The sequence below is a fragment of the Paenibacillus sanguinis 2301083 = DSM 16941 genome, from assembly GCF_000374825.1.
Classification (GTDB): Bacteria; Bacillota; Bacilli; order Paenibacillales; family Paenibacillaceae; genus Fontibacillus; species Fontibacillus sanguinis.
The window spans coordinates 116,344-133,892 of the sequence record NZ_KB895377.1 but is presented as its reverse complement, the minus strand read 5'-3'; the positions used below and the strand labels follow the sequence as shown (position 1 = coordinate 133,892).

At 45.4% G+C, this 17,549-nt stretch carries 14 protein-coding genes; 3 read left to right on the top strand and 11 right to left on the bottom strand.

The window, feature by feature from the left end; translation table 11 throughout:
- Window positions 1–7: 7 nt before the first annotated feature.
- The 3 genes from C557_RS0104085 to C557_RS0104075 form a co-directional block, all read right to left on the bottom strand.
- Window positions 8–1,498 carry a sugar ABC transporter ATP-binding protein gene (locus C557_RS0104085; RefSeq protein ID WP_018750553.1) on the bottom strand — a complete coding sequence of 497 codons (1,491 nt, stop codon included), beginning with the start codon at window positions 1,496–1,498 and terminating at the stop codon, window positions 8–10.
- An 86-nt stretch (window positions 1,499–1,584) separates the two neighbouring features.
- The gene (locus C557_RS0104080) at window positions 1,585–2,571 is read right to left on the bottom strand and encodes a sugar ABC transporter substrate-binding protein (protein WP_018750552.1); all 987 of its coding nucleotides are present in this window, start codon (window positions 2,569–2,571) and stop codon (window positions 1,585–1,587) included.
- A gap of 178 nt (window positions 2,572–2,749) precedes the next feature.
- A complete protein-coding gene (locus C557_RS0104075) occupies window positions 2,750–4,765 on the bottom strand; it encodes a LacI family DNA-binding transcriptional regulator (protein WP_240472914.1) in 2,016 nt (671 codons plus the stop codon).
- Between the two features lie 593 nt (window positions 4,766–5,358).
- Between C557_RS0104075 and C557_RS0104070 the strand changes: the two genes are divergently transcribed.
- Both C557_RS0104070 and C557_RS0104065 read left to right on the top strand, forming a co-directional pair.
- Window positions 5,359–6,870: a hypothetical protein gene (locus C557_RS0104070; protein ID WP_018750550.1), complete on the top strand. Its 1,512-nt coding sequence runs from the start codon at window positions 5,359–5,361 to the stop codon at window positions 6,868–6,870.
- A 53-nt stretch (window positions 6,871–6,923) separates the two neighbouring features.
- Window positions 6,924–7,391: a DUF6985 domain-containing protein gene (locus tag C557_RS0104065; protein ID WP_018750549.1), complete on the top strand. Its 468-nt coding sequence runs from the start codon at window positions 6,924–6,926 to the stop codon at window positions 7,389–7,391.
- A gap of 15 nt (window positions 7,392–7,406) precedes the next feature.
- Here the strand turns inward: C557_RS0104065 and C557_RS0104060 are convergent, their stop codons facing one another.
- On the bottom strand, window positions 7,407–8,090 hold the full coding sequence (locus C557_RS0104060) for a Crp/Fnr family transcriptional regulator (protein ID WP_018750548.1): 684 nt from the start codon (window positions 8,088–8,090) through the stop codon (window positions 7,407–7,409).
- Window positions 8,091–8,202: 112 nt separating this feature from the next.
- On the opposite strand from C557_RS0104060, the gene C557_RS0104055 reads away from it, so the two are divergent.
- A complete protein-coding gene (locus C557_RS0104055; protein ID WP_018750547.1) occupies window positions 8,203–8,880 on the top strand; it encodes a lactate utilization protein in 678 nt (225 codons plus the stop codon).
- A 784-nt stretch (window positions 8,881–9,664) separates the two neighbouring features.
- Here C557_RS0104055 and C557_RS0104050 read toward each other — a convergent pair.
- The 7 genes from C557_RS0104050 to C557_RS0104020 form a co-directional block, all read right to left on the bottom strand.
- Window positions 9,665–11,914 carry a hypothetical protein gene (locus C557_RS0104050; protein ID WP_018750546.1) on the bottom strand — a complete coding sequence of 750 codons (2,250 nt, stop codon included), beginning with the start codon at window positions 11,912–11,914 and terminating at the stop codon, window positions 9,665–9,667.
- A gap of 151 nt (window positions 11,915–12,065) precedes the next feature.
- Window positions 12,066–12,677, bottom strand: a complete 612-nt coding sequence (locus tag C557_RS0104045) for a sugar O-acetyltransferase (RefSeq protein WP_018750545.1) — start codon at window positions 12,675–12,677, stop codon at window positions 12,066–12,068.
- A 265-nt stretch (window positions 12,678–12,942) separates the two neighbouring features.
- On the bottom strand, window positions 12,943–13,980 hold the full coding sequence (locus tag C557_RS0104040) for a Gfo/Idh/MocA family protein (protein WP_018750544.1): 1,038 nt from the start codon (window positions 13,978–13,980) through the stop codon (window positions 12,943–12,945).
- A gap of 13 nt (window positions 13,981–13,993) precedes the next feature.
- The gene (locus tag C557_RS0104035) at window positions 13,994–14,962 is read right to left on the bottom strand and encodes a sugar phosphate isomerase/epimerase family protein (protein ID WP_018750543.1); all 969 of its coding nucleotides are present in this window, start codon (window positions 14,960–14,962) and stop codon (window positions 13,994–13,996) included.
- A gap of 15 nt (window positions 14,963–14,977) precedes the next feature.
- The gene (locus tag C557_RS0104030) at window positions 14,978–15,688 is read right to left on the bottom strand and encodes a ThuA domain-containing protein (protein WP_018750542.1); all 711 of its coding nucleotides are present in this window, start codon (window positions 15,686–15,688) and stop codon (window positions 14,978–14,980) included.
- Window positions 15,685–16,434 (bottom strand): sugar phosphate isomerase/epimerase family protein, encoded by a 750-nt coding sequence (locus tag C557_RS0104025; RefSeq protein WP_018750541.1) that lies wholly within the window; start codon window positions 16,432–16,434, stop codon window positions 15,685–15,687. The genes C557_RS0104030 and C557_RS0104025 overlap by 4 nt, the downstream gene beginning before the upstream one ends.
- A gap of 13 nt (window positions 16,435–16,447) precedes the next feature.
- Window positions 16,448–17,521 carry a Gfo/Idh/MocA family protein gene (locus C557_RS0104020; RefSeq protein WP_018750540.1) on the bottom strand — a complete coding sequence of 358 codons (1,074 nt, stop codon included), beginning with the start codon at window positions 17,519–17,521 and terminating at the stop codon, window positions 16,448–16,450.
- Window positions 17,522–17,549: the final 28 nt, after the last annotated feature.

The following is a 17,549-nucleotide window of genomic DNA, read 5'->3' as shown; positions in this document are numbered from 1 at the left end:
GGTTTCCTTAACCTCCTGTTGCATAGCGCATAATATTTTCTTGACTCAAATCGTTTTGATCTAATTGCGCCACTAGCTGACCATTCCTCATTACACAAACAGAGTCACACATGTTAATGATTTCAGGAAGATCTGAAGAAACCATAATGATAGCCAGGCCCTCATTAGCAAGCTGGTTGATGATAGCATAAATTTCAGCCCTTGCACCAACGTCTACCCCTCTTGTAGGCTCGTCCAAAATAAGCAATTTAGGCTTGATTGCCAACCACTTGGCTATAACAACCTTTTGTTGATTACCTCCGGATAAGCTAGAAACTTCTATATCAGGCGAGGCAGCCTTAATATTCAAATCCTTAGAATACTTACTGATTTGATCAGCTCTCTTGCTCTCACTCACAATGATGGGATTCTGCATCAAATCCTTCAGATTCGATAGAGTAATATTGAACCCGACAGAATTGCCTAATACTAAACCTTGCCCCTTGCGATCTTCCGGAACCATCCCGATACCTTGTTCAATGGCTTGGCTGCAATTTTTAAAATGAACCTCTTGACCATTTAAGAAAATGCTGCCTCGATCATGCCGATAAGCGCCAAAGATAGTCTGCATCAGCTCGCTGCGTCCTGCACCTACCAGCCCGGAGAAACCAAGAATTTCACCTTTGTGTACCTTAAACGAGACACCCTCAAACACTTTATTCCTGGATAAATTCTTAACTTGAAGCACCACATCATCTTGAACCGAATATGTTCTGGTATAGAAGCTCTCCAGTTCCCTACCTACCATCATGGCTACTAATTTATCAGCATTCGTATCACTGGTTTTCGTAGTTCCAACATAAGCGCCATCTCTGATCACCGTAATGCGATCCGACATTTTAAACAATTCTTCAAGTCTATGCGAAATATAAATGATGCCTACATTTTGTTGCCGCAGTTTTTCCATTGTCATAAAGAGATGATTGACTTCTTCATCAGATAACGAGGAAGTAGGCTCGTCCATAACTAGAATTTTTACGTTAAAGGAAATGGCCTTCACAATTTCAACAAGCTGTTGTTGAGCTACTGTCAAATCTCCGACAAGCGTGTCTACATCAATCCTTAAGCCGAGCTGCTCAAGCATTCTCTTTGCTTCGGATTGAATCAGCTTGCTATCTTTAAACCCCCATTTTGTAACAGGCTCTCTTCCTAAAAATATATTTTCAGCTACGCTGAGATACGGAACGAGAACAATCTCTTGATGAATAATACCGATTCCGTAAGAACGAGCGCTTTGAACACTATCAATGTCGGCTGGTTCCCCATCGATCAGAATTTCACCTTTATCCGGTTTATGGATGCCGCCCAGCACCTTTATTAGCGTTGATTTACCTGCACCATTCTCACCGAGCAAAGCATGAATCTCTCCGGCCTTAAGCTCAAAATCAATTCCTTTCAGAGCATGGGTTGCGCCAAAGCTCTTGGCTATGCCGCGCATCTCCAATACTGTATCTGCCACGTCTGGTTCACCTCCGAAGTGAAAGGAAAAGGTGTAGACACAAGGAACGGGGTATCCATATCCCTATGCTTACACCCTTCCTTAATTTATTGCCACTGACCAGCTGTTTCTTCAGCCATTTCCTTAGTTACAACGTGAGAAGGCAATAACACTTCTTTGTCAACTTCCTTACCTTCTAAATATTCAATGGCCATGTTAAAGGATGTTTCAGCAATTTGAATAGGAACCTGAGCGGCAACTGCGGTGAAGGAGCCGTCTATCATCGCCTCTTTGCCATCTGGAGAAGCATCGATAGAATATACACCAATATCATTTCTTCCGCTTGCAGAAATAGCAGCGGAGACACCTAGAGCAGAGGGATCATTGATGGCAAAGAAAGCATCAATATCAGCATTAGCCTGAATAATATCTTCAGCAATCGGCAGCGATGCATCCAGTGAAGCTTTGCCATCTTGCTGTGCAACAATTTCAAACTTGGAAGCGCTGTCTCCAAGGCCCGCTAAGAAACCGTTTACACGAAGAACACAGCTTTCATTGGAAGGGAAATCAAGAATGGCAATTTTTGCGCCGTCAGGATAATCCTTAACCATTTGTTCACCCATAAGTTGACCCGCCATAAATGCATCCGTAGCGATAATGCTGTTCACTAAGTCTCTGTCCTCTTCTATTACAGCAGTATCTACATTAAAAATGGGGATATTCTTGTCATGAATCGACTCCAGCCCTTGGCGAATTCCCGCGGAATCAACTGGGATGATAAATACAGCATCAAAGCCTTGGTTCGCTGCATCCGACATCTGATTAATCTGTTTGTTAAGATCATAGTCAGGGTCCAGCATGGTGTATTTATAACCTTTCTCTTTAGCTAATCTCTCGTACGTTTCATTCATGGCTGTCTGGAAAGTATTGTTCTGAGTGTTAGTTAAAAAGGCCAAACTGTACGTTTTATCACCGGTAGTTTTATCACCAGTATTCGTATTGGCAACTTCACCATTGCTTTGTCCGTTACTACAGGCCGAGAGTGCAACAATAGAAAGCGTTAACAAAGCTGTTTTCAAAAAACCTTTTTTCACAATGACTACCCCCCAAGTAAATTTATAGCTAAAAAGTTGCGGTTTATTTTAGTTATTGTGCGCACTCACTAACTCCATAAACCGCTTTCATTAACTTTACGTAAAATATAGCATACGATAATCTTCAAGTCAAACTTTTTTTAATTATTTTATAAAAACTAATATTAATTTATATAATTTACGTAAATTTATTCAAAATGATATCTTCTATCTCTGGAGGAGCAGGCTCCAAAATGATATCCTTCCAGGCTTTCAGTAAATTTTTCGGCTCTACGACATATGGCTGTACTCCGATGTATTTATGCGAATCATGCCCCAACAGCGCTTTTGCAGTAGCTAATCCTACGGCGATTCCCTGTTGATATGGTCTTTGAGATGAAAGCCCCTTAACCATTTGTTCTTTGGCCAAATAAGTAGCAATTTCATTATCCAGGTCAAAAGTGAAAATGGCTACATCCTCACGGCTTAGCTCTTTAAGCGCCCTGATTGCCTCCAGAGCAGGTCTATCCCATGAAATATACAAGCCCTGAATCTCCGGATGTTCGGTTATCATTTTTTTGCAAACGTCATAGGTTTGTTCGATCTCATAAAAATATTGCTCATCAACAATTTCAATATTACGGAAATTGCTGCGAATAATATCATTAGCTACCGCATCTCTTAAATGCGTGCCATAAAAAGGGGCGCCATGCCCGATAAACCCCACCTTTACATCCTTATCATTTTTAAAATACTTGCCGAGCAGCAAAGCCGCGTTCTGTCCGTTCTCCCTTTCATTTACGGACACGCAAGAGGAATATTCATCCTTGCTCATTCCTTCTGGTACACTACTCATAAATATTAATTTTGTCTCCTTAGAAATAGCTTGAAATTTCTTTGCAGTCAGTTCATCATCCACTGGGATTGCAATGATAGCATCCGGCTTTTGCATGCTCAGCCCTTCTAATTGAGTCACTTGCAGCGCAGGATTAAAATTAGCATTTGTAATCGATACAATCGATATACCATACTTTTCTAAAATATTTCGTATTCCATTCTCATAAAGCCTGGCCCAGGCCGTACCGCCATAATGAAATGAAATACCCACTTTATAATTGCCTATGACCAAAGCTTGAGCCTCATCCTGAGTAAGCGTTAATTCTTCAGGAGAAACAGGCCTTTCTCCAAAAGGTCCCTTTCCAATAACCTGGGTAGACTTTTGAATGGAAAGCTCCATCGGAACTTTAATTTCCTTCCCCGCAGCTGAGGCATTATTCATTTTTCTAAACAACAAATTAACCGTCTGCACGGCCATTTCCTCGGTGTCATGTTTAAGAATAGTCAAAGGCGGATTGATAATTTCAGACCATTCCTCGTCGCCAAAGCCAATCACCGACACATCCGTCGGGCACTCCAGACCTAGCTTATTCATCATCTTTAACAGATTTAACGTAATTCTGTTTCCCGTGGCTAAAAAAGCGGGCTTGTCATAGTTGACCCAAGCTTCTTTAATTTTCTTCTCAAAGGTATCAAGATGATTGAGGTCAATTTTAAGTAATAAATCATCCCTAAAAGGGATTTTGTAAGATTCCAGTGCTTCACGATAACCCTTGATTTTATTCTCTACTGTGGAAAAATGGCCACTACCAATAATTAAAGCAATTTCCTCATGTCCTGATTTCAGCAAGTGAGAGCAGCCCTTAAAGATCGCCTCTCTACTATCTGAAAGCACCGCATCAACCCCCTTGATTTTGACGGTTCGATCCAAAAAAACAAAAGGAATATTTTGCTGAATCAGCTTGCTGAATTGCTTGTCTTCCGTACTTGCCGGGACAATGATGGCTCCTGCAATCCTTCTATTATTTAATATATTTGTAATTATATTTTTCTCTTGATCGATATCATTATTGTGAAAATAAGCCGTTAAATGATATCCTTTTTCTGCCAGATGTAAAGAGATGCTAGTTGCTAATTTGGAGAACAACGTACCTACCAAGCTGGGCAGAATTAAAGCAATCTCTGAATTTTTACCGATTTTAAATCTGTTATCCAGTTCCTTGGTTTTCTTATCATATCCTAACCTTTTAATGACCTCTTCTACTTTCTCTGCAAGCTCGGGACTTACATATCTTGTTTTATTAATCACATGAGAAACTGTAGCAATTGAAACGTCGGCTTCTTTTGCTATCTCCTTAATCGTCGCCAACCTTATCACCTCGCGCCTTAATTTACGTAAATTTTATAAAAATTGTAGCATTTATAACGATTTTGGTCAAATGCACACAAGGACTACCTAGTCGATTTTAAAAAATACTTTATTTTTTACGTATAAACATTTCTTTACTGAGGATGATTGCATGTATAGGGGGATGGGCCAGGCTCCTGCAGGTCCCCTTGCTAAATCGAAGAGGCATCCTCCAATTTTATGGATGATGCCTCTTCGAGCGCATAGAACGATCCCAAACAGACAACTAATAGCCCATGAATGTAGCTGATTCAGTGGGCAAGTTGTATATTAATTCAAGATACGACCCAAAACATTCCGTCCACACTAACCATGAATCTATTTTTGAGTTTAGAAGTATAATACTTCACCCTAATTATTAGTCTTTGAGTACTAAATAATCGAGACTTTCCTAGCCGATTTTTTTATATATTTCGCTTGTAATTAGATATAATTGAGTTAAGCTGGGAAAGGTCAGCCTCTCAAGGTCATGTAATGATCTTCCATATGAATCGTCTATTTTGCCGCTTGCTTAAAAAGCGATTGCTGAGTAGTCAGAAAATGAATGGAAAGTTGAGGACATAATGAAAACAATCTATAAAAAATATTTGAAGCTGGATATAGATGGATCTCATATCGGCTTGGAACAAAGACAAGATGATTCTCCCTATTTCTGTACGCCCAAGGGGGCAAGAATAATCGGGTGGGCAGGTGTTGACGGCATTCATCTTTGCTTTGTGCGTGGCTTTGGCGAGATGGTGTTTGCTGTCAGTCCGATGAATACAGCAGGGAATTATGTCCATCCGTTAGCAAATAACTTTCAGGATTTCCTTCGACTCTTGCTGGCTTGCAGTCATACCACAGTGCTGGAACAAGCATGGTGCCGGGAACAGATTGAGTTCGACAAGTTGTTGAGGGAAAATACACCCATGTTCGAGCAGGCTGCAACGCTTGCGATCATTCGGGAAGAGCTGTCCCTTACGTCTATGGAGGAGCCATTTACTTACCTCAAAGCCTTACGAGACGAATTTGATTATAGCCAAATTAAATACTCGGATGATTACTATGACTTTGTTCCTGCCGAGCCTCAAATTCCGGAATGGAAGGTTACCTTTAACGGGAACTTCTGGGGGCATTCCAGCCGCGAAAGGGCAGGACAGGAAATTTTAGTGAACAAGCCATTTGTTTGGGACGATGAAGCCTGGACGATTCCGGCGATTTACATCTGCAGCAAGGGACTCGTTGTGGATTTTTGCTTGCAGGTTCCACAAGAGCGCATTCGTTCTTTTATGAATAAATGGAATCTCGCCGCCGACAGTGATATTACAGAATTTACAGATGATCAGCAAATGCAAATCGACGTGGAGAATCCGCTGAATGTCAACATGAATCCAAAGGTTACCTTGAATGGAGCCGAGCTTACAGCTTCGCACGGTTGTGGCCTCTGCTGGAACCCCTGTTCCCCAGAGGAGAGCAACGGCCTTGACGCACAGAGCGCTTTGCAGCACTATAAGCTTGATCCCGAGCAAGGCTATGCCATTTGGCGCAGTGCTTTCCCTTGGAAAACGAAGCGTAAGCCGCAGTTAAGAACACTCTCCGTAAGATTGGAGCAAGAGCCTGTCACCATACCAGGCTCACACTTTAAAGTCGCAGCAGCGGGCGATCAGGCCGAGTTGATGCATCCGTCCACAGGCAAGAAATACACTCTGACCATACAGGAATACGAACGACAGGAGTTGTCTGTCGAGGATTTTCATGACCCGAATCTGGAATTCCCAACGCATTTCGTCACGATGAGCTATACGCTTTCCCCCGACCTTCCTGATCAATCTTTTATGATCACGGATTGCGCACGGGGCGACCGCCCGCGGCAAAAACGCACCGACCCATTGGCGCCGCAGGCAAACGGTGATGTTTTCTGCATGGGTATCAGCGCTGGAGTGAGTGGCCCAACCGTTGTCGCGTTCGGGGGCAGTAACCAAGGTAAACTCAGGGTGGCCTGCTCCGCGCTGCATTTTGAGCCGGTGGAACATGTGGAGTGGCGTATAGAATTTCGCGAGAAGACGCGCTCTGATATTGACGTAGACTTGATTTGAGACTTCAGTTTGGGAAAGAATAATTTGAATCAAAACATCGGAGGGAAATATAAATGGGAAACAAGACACTATTAAATCCAAGCAAATTTGAGATTCAAGATGATGGTTGCGAAGACGTGGAGATGGGCATCGCCGCTTGCAAAAGACTAATAGAGAAATGGACACCTGCACTGGAAGCTGAGATGCTAGAAGCCTTTATCACTCTCTATTATGACGATATGTACGAGCAATGGGGCCCTGATGACGAGGAGCAAAGTATAGAGTATTGGCCGGAAATGAAGTCGCCCGCAGACCTTGTAAAACAGACAGGCACAAATGTTACGCTCTATGCTCTGGAAGACGGGATCTACGCCAAAAGTCAAACCGAGCCAGACGAGTATGAGTCGCAGCAGGTCGATGTGTGTGTGATACTGGTGCTTGATTGTCCGTGGGATGAAGAGCACGGTTGGGCAGCTGTATTTGTAGACGAAAAATTTGTTAAGGTTGACAGGGACATTGTGGATTGCGTTTGGTTAGATTAATTAGTTTCTTGCGAGTTAGTGAAAATCTTTTTCTACTGCTTTTGGAAGTAGCTTAAATTCGTTTCTATAAAAATCAATCAAGCCGTCCCGCTTCATCCATGCAAGCTCTCTGGATAAAGCACTTCGATCTACATCCAAATACTTGGCCATCGCTTCTCTATCAAAAGGAATAGTAAACGTTTCTGTTCCAGTTTCACGCATAACTCTTGTTAAATAAGTTAAGACCTTATCCCGAATAGTAGGCATAATCAGACAATCATTTCGGTCATGCAGTTCTAACGCTCGTTCTGCAATACTATCAAAAAGATTGCCAAGCAACTGTTCGTGTGCCATACAAAACTTGTTACAACGGCTTAAAATGCTTTTGATAGGAATAAACAGAACCTCAAGCGGTTCTATTGCCTGTACCGACATAGGGCATCTTCTTCCACGGCTAGCCGCTGTTAAGACAGCGGTATATCCACCCGGATAATGGAGGGATACAATAATTTGTTTTCCCGTGACGCTCAATTTTGTACTTTGGGCACTGCCCTGCAATATGATGCCAACATCATCAACTAAATCGCCCTCACGGACAACCATCTCATCTTTTGCATATGCTTTCCGCGTGGCTGACAGGTAATTAAGCATTTGGGGAATATCATTTTGGGAAATCCCCGAAAATAAACGTGATTGATATAGGGAATCTAGGTTGTTCATGAGAGACACCTCGTTGCATGTGCAACATACTTTTTTCTTTTTACTATACTATATTAATCTTAATACACAAGAAGTCAGTCGGCTTTTCTAACGTCAAAATGGAGGAAAAACAATGCAAGAGAAAGAAGATGCAATAAAAGCGAGAAATCGACTTTTAGCCTCAAAGATTATTAAAAATCTGCAAAGCAGAAAGTTTGAGGCTTATTACTGTGATAACGCCATAGACGCTGCAGAAAAGGCACTATCATTAATTCCGGAACGTTCTTTGATATCATGGGGTGGGTCTGTCACGCTTGAGGAAATCGGGCTTCTTAATCGAGTACGTCAAGGCAGCTATACAATCATTGATCGTGATACAGCGCAAACAATGGAGGAACGTTATGACCTCATGCGCCAATCTCTTTTGTGCGACACCTATTTAACGAGCTTTAACGCCGTTAGTGAAGATGGCATATTGGTCAATATAGACAGTGTGGGCAATCGAACAGCGGCGATTACCTTTGGACCGAAAAGTGTTGTTGCTGTCGTCGGGATGAATAAGGTTTGCAAGACCGCTGAAGACGCAGTTATAAGAGCCAGAACATATGCGGCCCCCATTAATGCATACCGCTGTTCGTGCTCGTCCAGCCCATTCTTACATTCACCGCAAAAAACGCCCTGCCTGATCCATGGTGCTTGCGGATATTGTAAAACAGATGATTGTATCTGTTCTTACATCGTCCAAACAAGAATGTGTAAAACAGCAGGGAGAATAAAGGTTATCCTCGTTGGTGAATCTTTGGGATTTTAATGATTTGTGACCAAATTGAGAGATTTACCAAGCGGCTGCTTTGAATTTTTCAAAGCAGCCGCTTGGTTTTAGCAAATAAAGGTGCAAAATTTCAGAATCAAAACAACAACCAGAGGTTGACATGATCCATTCGGGAGCAAATCAAAAACGAATATACCTCTAACGGGAAATCCTGATGTTAATTTACCTATATTTCACCAAATATAACATATAACAGGAAATTATCATGTTAATTATGGGCTTTTTCCTAAAAATCGGCCATTTCATAATGATTAGCAGGAGGAAATCCATATAAATCCCCGATTTCTGGCGATTTGAGCCATTTAACGGGAGTTTTTCCCTATAAGTGCGTGTTCAAAAAGTCGAATTTTCAGGACCGAGAAGGTTGGATGAAGCCAGGGACTGAGTAGCGGAGCTACACGTTTTCGCAGAAAACGACTTCGGAAGCATGGGTACGTGAGCAACTCAAATGTTTCTGAAAGAAACATACTACGGAAGCATCTGCTAGGCCGGCTGAATTCAAGATTCGATGTCGAACTCACTCCTTGAACAACTTCGTTCTGGGAAGACGACTTTTTGAACAACCTCTATAATAAGAAGAGGAATCCCCGAATAGAACCTGGGAACCAGCGGTATCCGGCGGTATTCAGCGGTATTCAGCGAATTCTTGGGATACGTGCAATTTGTCTCACAAGTCTTGCTAACCATCTTTAGATTGAGCCTTAATAGAAGAAAAGGAAAAGCCTCCATCACCGAAATAGAATGGAGGCTAATTTGCTAAAGCTTAAGACGTATAATTCAATATCAAGGCTTCTCGGGTGGATTCATCATAAGCAATCCACAGCTCGTCGCCCTCCTGTACGCCATACAGCGGCTCAATGGATTGCTCGATGTTATAGTGTGTTCCTGCCCGCTCGACTGTAATTCGAGCCACCGGACGTTCGCCCACCGTTCCCAGATAAGACGCCGATACGATTCTGGCACTTCCTTGCTTCCCTCTTAACAAACGACGCTCTTTGTCGAGGTCGTCCTTCCGTATCGATATCGGCAGGGTGACGCCTTCCTGAATAGGCATATTTTCAGGCACGAACAAGCTGTTGCTTTTTCTTAGCTGCTCAGCGCCCTCGGTAACAACAACATCGATGACCATCAGCCTGCGATTTTGAATCGTGACCGACTCCTTCTTAATATGCACGATTTTGCCTTGCAGAGTAAGCATGTTCTCATCAATTGAGCGCATGGATGGCCCATAGCCAAGAATGCGTGTTACACCACCCACCACCATCAGGTTGGCGCGTTCACCGATTTGATACTCGAATCCGGCCGCTTGCACGACGGGAACACTGTAACGATCCGTTCCGGCCTTGAAGTGAAGCAGAAGCGCCTGACCTCTCCCTACAGCCCCATAAGGGTCAATCCGCTCCAGCACTGCGCGTTCAATCCGCTGCTGCCCGTCTGGCGGGGCATGATTCACCGCTTGGTCGCCGGTCAGGAAGATGGCCTTGTTACGCTTGCGATGATAGGAGATCATGACCGTATCGCCTTCCCTGATTCCCTCAAGGAAAGAAATGACCTTCTTAATCGCTACCTCTCTCATCTGCCCCCCATCCTCGAAGCGGACCATGAATTCAACCTGAGGACGTTCATTAACGTACAAGCCGGTCTCCCTCATCCCCACAATCGTACCTTGCCGAATTTCGCCATTGGCTATGGCAGATTTGTTCACCCTGTTGGCAATTTTAGGAGCAAATATAAGCGAAATAAACGTAAACAAGCTAATGACTACCCAGACCAGCCAGTTAATGACCAGTGCTCCTCCTTCACGCAGATAAACCCAGAAGCTTTGCAAGGAGATTTTACTTTGATCGGCAAATCTCCATTGCTGCACTTGCTCCTCCGTGAGGTGCTGCACGGCTTGATTAGCCACATCCATCATTCCGGCAGACTTCCCTTGAGCCGAATAATACAGCTTTGAGCTGCCGCTTTCCTTGTAGAATGCCGTCTCGGCTTGCATCAGTTCCTCATAGCCAAGCTGCCCTACAAGCGAAGACACATCTGTGAATTGTCCAGTCTCCTCATGCAGCAGATAACCGATCACTTGCCCATCCCGCTCATCCTCTGTGGACGAACCGGCAATCAAGACTTCCTCGCTGTTTAGTGTATATACTCTGGCTTGATATACCGGCTGAGGCGTGGGAACAACGCTTCCCCAATCGCCCGTGGAGGCATTATAGTAATGAGCTTGCTCCGGGAAGCTGCTATTGACCCTGACCAGCTTGGTATCGTCCAGAGCAAAGTGCTTGGCAAATTGTGCAGCCGCCTGTTCCTCTGCCTCAAAGGAAGAACCCTCTTCCGGCTGCATCACCACCACAGGCTGCTTGTTCTGATCCAGAATACCACTGATATATGCTGTTCTGTCATTCACCAGATCCACCTTGTACATAGGAACAGCCATTCCTTGTTCAAAGCTGCTGGACACCGCAGCCATGCGTTCTGGTCGAGCAGGGAACAACCCCTCAGTATTCAGGTTCACCTTCTCCAGAGTGCCATCCCGAATCTGCGCCACATATAACGTATCTCCCGTGGTCTCCCCGGCCACAATCAGGCGGCCTCGCCACGGCTTCATATCCGAGCTCAGGAATGTAGGAATATCAAGGGTGCTTTGAACCAACTCCTGCAAATTTCCGGAGGCATTCAGCACGTTCACTTGCAAACCTCTGCTTTGATCATGGGAACTGATGACGAGCGAATTCTTCTGATACGAAGCTACCAATTGCCCATGAATATCGGAGATGATCTCGGCTTCCTTCAATATTTGTCCACTACCCGTATCAAACATTTGCAGCAGCATATTTTGTCTGAATTCCTTGTAGCTTACCGATACTGCCTTTTGTCCGTCATCAAAATAATAAATTTCTTCCAGTTCCGGTGGATTGTCGTTAAGTTCATTAATTTCCCCTGTATAATCTCTCCACAAAAAAATACTCAACAAAATCACAGGAAGCAAAAAGACTAACCCACCCAATTTTCTCATGATGTCCCTCCCCTTGAATTCTTCCCTGAAGAATTCCCTGTACGTTTGGCGGTACTTCAACCAACGACACGTAAAGATTTTACCAGAAACAAACGGGAATTCAAATTTACTTGAGAGAATTAGTTCGCTGGCAGGATATATCATGAATATGTCAGATATAGTCCTCTACATCAAATACTTGATCTCGAAAATAGTACTTTCGGTCCTCCTCCGTAATTTCGCGAATAACCCGGCACGGATTCCCGACGGCAATGACATTGTCAGGCAGATCCTTCGTCACTACACTGCCTGAGCCGATCACGACGTTGTTGCCAATCGTCACACCGGGATTCACGACCACGTTGCCTCCAACCCACACATTGTCACCGATCGTAATGCCAATCCCGTATTCATAGCCGGAATTTCTGGACTCGGGATGAATCGGATGCCCAGCCGTATAAATTGCTACATTAGGAGCAAACAAGACGTTATCGCCGATGACCACCTTGCCAACATCAAGGATAATACAATTGAAATTGGCGTAGAAATTTTTCCCTATCGTGATGTTCTTGCCATAATCACAGTGGAAGGGCGCTTCAATATGCACCTGCTCACCAACCTCGCCAAGGATGCTGCGTATCAGCCCATCCTTCTTCTCTCGCTCATCCGGACGCATGGAATTGTACTCCCACAGCTTCAGTTTGTTCTCCATGCGTGCTTCGCTTAATCCATCCAGCCAGGCTTTATAAGGCAATCCGGCAAGCATTCTTTCCTTCTGGTTCATCTCATTCTTCCTTTCTTGTTTTGAACTATTTTGAACTATATAGTTATATAAGTCGAACTTATGATAAGGCAAAGAAGCAGACGAGAAAATGTTCTTACGATCGCTGTTGCTCATCGATTTCTTTGATTCCATAAATTCTTATCACCTGTCACAGAAACAGATTGCCCCTGATTTTCACTGCAAAATAAAACCGATGCAGGAGTCATACCCGCACCGGCTAAAGAAAAGCTTATCGTCGACAACAAGGCAACGATAAGCAGATCGCCTATCCCTTTTGAGTGATACTGAAGATCTGTTCGATAAGCTGCATGACCTTACGAACTTCCTGATTCTTCACAATCGGCTCTGCACCTTCACGAACGACCTCATAGAAATTCTGGTAAAAAGGGGAGTAATCCGCTTTGGGTGCCGGGAAGCTGAGCTTCTCGGTAGCCTCCTCGGATGGCGGCGCCATCGTCTTGGTCAAGCCTACGCCAGCTTGAATTGGCGCCGGGGCTTGAACATCCTTGCGACCCGTAGCGGCAATGATTTCGCCTGACAGATCCCAATCATCGATCTTGGCCGTTCCTTCCAGGCCTTTCACATACCAGCGAGGCAGCTTGGTGTAGTTCGTCGTTCCAACTTCCACCAAGGCCCTAACGCCATTTTCAAAGGTAATATAGCTCATAAAGCCATCATCCACCTCATCGCCCAGGATGAAGCTTAAGTCTGCCTGCACGCTCTTGATTGGGCTATCTACCAGCCATAACAATTGATCCAGCAGATGGACGCCCCAGTCCAGCAGCATGCCGCCGCCATGCTGCTGCAAATGGCGCCAGTCGCCTGGAATTCCGTTGGCTCCCTGCACACGGGATTCAATTTGGAACACACTGCCGATGATTTTCTTTTGATACAACTCGCGAATTATGAGGAAATCAGGGTCCCAGCGACGATTTTGATGTACCATGAAGACTTTTCCTGTCTCCTCGGCAACCGCCAGAATGTCATCAAGCTCCTGAGTGCTCATAGCCACCGGCTTCTCACACACCACATGCTTGCCGGCGCGCAAAGCTTGAATCGCTATTTCCTTGTGGGAATCATTGGGCGTAGCTATGAGAATTGCCTCAATGTTATCGTCTTTTAACACATCTTCAAGGCTTTCATAAGCCTGCAGGCCTTTATCCTTGGAAATTTGCCGTCTTTCTCCGGAGATATCATAGGTTCCTACAACCCGAACACGGTCCTGCTCTATAGGCATTAAATGGTGGGTATGATAAGAACCCATCCCGCCATACCCAATTACGGCAAAGTTGATGATTGACATACTTATTGCTCCTTTATGCCCACCACATCGCTGATGGTTGCTCATGAATCATGATGGATTTCAAATTGGTAACAGCACGGGTCAAACCTTCATCAATAGACATAATCGGGTCCTCATGCTCAATGCTCAGGACGTAATCATAATTATAGACACGCAATGCGGAAATGATGTCCGACCATACCTTGAGGTCATGGCCGCAGCCCACCGAACGGAATGTCCAGGCCCGAGTCTTTACATTGCTGTAAGGCTGCATATCAGTTAGTCCATGCATGTTAATGTTGTCTTGATCCAGATAGGTATCTTTGGCATGGAAATGGTGGATTGCACCCGCTTCGCCAAGAATCTTGACCGCAGCAACCGGATCGATGCCTTGCCACCACAGATGACTTGGGTCCAGGTTACAGCCGATCGCCTTGCCCGTTGCTTCCCGGAGCTTCAGCATAGTATATGGAGTATGGGCCAGGAACCCGCCATGAAGCTCTATGCCAATCTTCACGCCTGCCGCTTCCGCTTCCGTGTTGATCCCCTTCCAGTAAGGAATCAACTTGTGCTCCCACTGGTAAGTATAGCTATCCTCATATTCGGTTGGCCACGGCAAGACAGGCCAGTTCACCTGGCTATCCGTCGCATTCCCGCCCGACACGCCAGAAAACCCGTTAACGACAGGAACATTCAGCAGACTTGCCAGCTTGATCGTCTTGCGCAGCAGTTCATCCGCCTCGGCCGCCACTTCCTTCACGGGTGAGATCGGATTATTGTGACAGCTAAGCGCAGAGATTTCCAATCCCTTATCTGCAAGCTTGGCCAAATATTCTTGTCTCGTCTCACTGCTAGCGAGCAAATGGTCGATATCGAGATGAGCGTTGCCGGGATAACCTCCCGTGCCGATCTCAACGGTTTGCAAGCCTTTGCGGGCAACCTCCTCAATCATCTCTTCAAAGCTCAGATTGTTGAACAACGGAGTAAATACACCCAGCTTCATTAACAATCACTCCTTCTATTTTTGACGTGGTTCATAGTGGCCGTAAGCCGGATATACATTTTGAGTCGGGGCACACCATCGAATCCCGTTTTTGATCACCTTTTGTACCTTTTCATTGTAATAGCTCGGATAGGTTTCATGTCCCGGCTGGAAGTAGAAGATCTTCCCGTTGCCCCGGCGGTAAGTACAGCCGCTGCGGAACACCTCTCCACCCGGGAACCAACTGACGAAGATCAGTTCGTCCGGTGCCGGAATATCAAAGTGTTCACCATACATCTCTTCTTTCTCCAGCTCGATGAATTCGCCAATGCCCTCCACAATAGGATGACTTGGATTGACGTTCCAGATACGGCAATTGCCCCCGTCCTCCCGCCATTTCAAATCACAGGATGTGCCCATCAGCTTTTTGAAGATTTTGGAGAAATGGGCTGAATGCAGCACGATCAGCCCCATTCCTTCCAGGATGCGCTTATGCACGCGGTCCACAATTTCATCCTGAACCTCGCCGTGGGCCATATGTCCCCACCAGATCAGGACATCCGTTTCCTCCAGAACCTCTTCCGTCAAGCCATGCTCCGGCTCATCCAAAATGGCCGTTCTGACCGTAAATTGATCTTCGGCCAAGAACTTGGCCAGTTGTCCATGAATGCCCTCCGGGTACATCTCCTGAACAGCCTTGTCCGTCTTCTCATGACGGTATTCATTCCATACCGTGACCTGAATCATGCATATACCTCATCAACCAGGGCTTTCAATTGCCGATAACCAATTGAGGTTGCTTCCAAGGGCTGATATTTCTGAAAGGCTTCCTGCTCCACAATCAGCCAAGGCAAGGCCAGCTGCTTAGCCAGTTCAACGTACTCTTTCATCGGCAAAATGCCTGAACCGATCTCGGTGCTCTCCTTGGGAGACTCTTGCATGTCCTTCATATGGAAAAGCCCGATCCGATCCTTATGCGCCTCCAGCCAAGCGAATACATCTGTTCCGGAATAAGCCAGCCAGTACAGGTCCATCTCCAAATGGATATGCTTCGCATCCTTGTAGATGCAATCAATGATATCCTGACCCGGAATTTCCGCAAACTCATGGGCATGGTTATGATAGTAGAATTCCATTCCTTCCTCGGCCACCTTCACGGCCATCTCCTCCATCTCCGCGATGAAGGCTTGCCATTCCTCAAAGGTGCTGAAGGTAGCATGAGGCACTACGATGCGTTTATTTCCGATGGCCTTCTCGAAGGCCACGACCTCTTCCAGATTTGCTCTTAACTTCTCATAGGAGATATGAGAAGCAGCGACTTCCAATCCGCATTCGTCCAGATAACCCTTGACTTCGGCAGGGCTCTTGCCATAATAGCCAGCAAATTCAACACCATCAAAGCCACTTTGCTTAACCTCTTTCAAGGCCTCATGAAAATTTGCTTCACAAGCTTCCTTAATGCTCCATAACTGCAAAGCAATTTTTGGTTTCATATCAATTGCCTCCTTATAGATAGACGGGTTCGCCGGTTTTCGATGATTTGTAGAGTGCCTCCAGAATCTCGGTTACGACCAGAGCTTGCTCAGGCTTGACCACAGGCTCCGTATCGTTAAGAATAGCATTCACCCATGACTTGGCTTCAAGCACTTCCGGCTTATCGCCCGCGCCATCGTAGAACGCAACGCCGCCTGTTTCCAGTTCGATCTTCTTCTCATAAAGCAAGCTGTGATCTTCACCGTTGATGGTCAAACCGTTGTTCATGTCAGCGCCCGCTTTGGTTCCGCAGAGCGTTGTCTTCGCTTCCTTCACATCCAGGCTATTCAATGCCCAACTGGATTCCAGGAAGATGGTCGCCCCGTTCTCCATGACAATGAATCCGAAGGCGGAATCTTCGACGGTGAATTTCTCAGGGTCCCAAGGTCCCCAAGCGTTGGCCGCATTTTTCGTCTGGGACAAGGCATGATAGGTTTTGCCCACCACATATTTAGGCTTGTAATTGTTCATCATCCAGAGCGTCAGATCAAGAGCATGGGTGCCGATATCGATCAACGGACCTCCGCCTTGAGCCTCTTCATCAAGGAACACGCCCCAGGTTGGTACAGCACGACGGCGAATCGCATGGGCCTTGCCGAAATAAATATCTCCCAGTCCGCCTTCCTCGCAGAACTGTTGCAGGTATCTGGAGTCGGTGCGAAAGCGGTTCTGATAACCAATGGTCAGCTTCTTGCCAGTGCGCTTGGCCGCTTCAATCATGCTTCTCGCTTCTTCGCCCGTCTTCGCCATCGGCTTCTCGCACATCACGTGGCAATCTGCTTCCAGAGCTGCAATAGACAACTCTGCGTGGGAAGAGTTAGGCGTGCACACATGGACAACATCCAATTCTGTATTAGCCAGCATTTTCTTGTAATCATCAAAGACCTGAGCATTTTCCGTACCAAATTTTTCCTTAGCTTCTTCGGCACGTTCTACGATAATATCGCAGAAAGCTACCAGTTCTACTTCTTCCACCTGAGACAACGCTGGCATATGCTTACCGTTAGCAATTCCGCCGCATCCAATGATTCCAACCTTTAATGTCATAATCATCCTCCTGAAAACGTTTTTAATG

Excerpts from the sequence above, each read along its gene's own strand:
- C557_RS0104065 (WP_018750549.1), top strand. The coding sequence starts at position 6,924 with ATGGGAAACAAGACACTATTAAATCCAAGCAAATTTGAGATTCAAGAT.
- C557_RS0104070 (WP_018750550.1), top strand. The coding sequence starts at position 5,359 with ATGAAAACAATCTATAAAAAATATTTGAAGCTGGATATAGATGGATCT.
- C557_RS0104035 (WP_018750543.1), bottom strand. The coding sequence starts at position 14,962 with ATGAAGCTGGGTGTATTTACTCCGTTGTTCAACAATCTGAGCTTTGAA.
- C557_RS0104050 (WP_018750546.1), bottom strand. The coding sequence starts at position 11,914 with ATGAGAAAATTGGGTGGGTTAGTCTTTTTGCTTCCTGTGATTTTGTTG.
- C557_RS0104055 (WP_018750547.1), top strand. The coding sequence starts at position 8,203 with ATGCAAGAGAAAGAAGATGCAATAAAAGCGAGAAATCGACTTTTAGCC.
- C557_RS0104045 (WP_018750545.1), bottom strand. The coding sequence starts at position 12,677 with ATGAACCAGAAGGAAAGAATGCTTGCCGGATTGCCTTATAAAGCCTGG.
- C557_RS0104040 (WP_018750544.1), bottom strand. The coding sequence starts at position 13,980 with ATGTCAATCATCAACTTTGCCGTAATTGGGTATGGCGGGATGGGTTCT.
- C557_RS0104025 (WP_018750541.1), bottom strand. The coding sequence starts at position 16,434 with ATGAAACCAAAAATTGCTTTGCAGTTATGGAGCATTAAGGAAGCTTGT.
- C557_RS0104030 (WP_018750542.1), bottom strand. The coding sequence starts at position 15,688 with ATGATTCAGGTCACGGTATGGAATGAATACCGTCATGAGAAGACGGAC.
- C557_RS0104060 (WP_018750548.1), bottom strand. The coding sequence starts at position 8,090 with ATGAACAACCTAGATTCCCTATATCAATCACGTTTATTTTCGGGGATT.
- C557_RS0104020 (WP_018750540.1), bottom strand. The coding sequence starts at position 17,521 with ATGACATTAAAGGTTGGAATCATTGGATGCGGCGGAATTGCTAACGGT.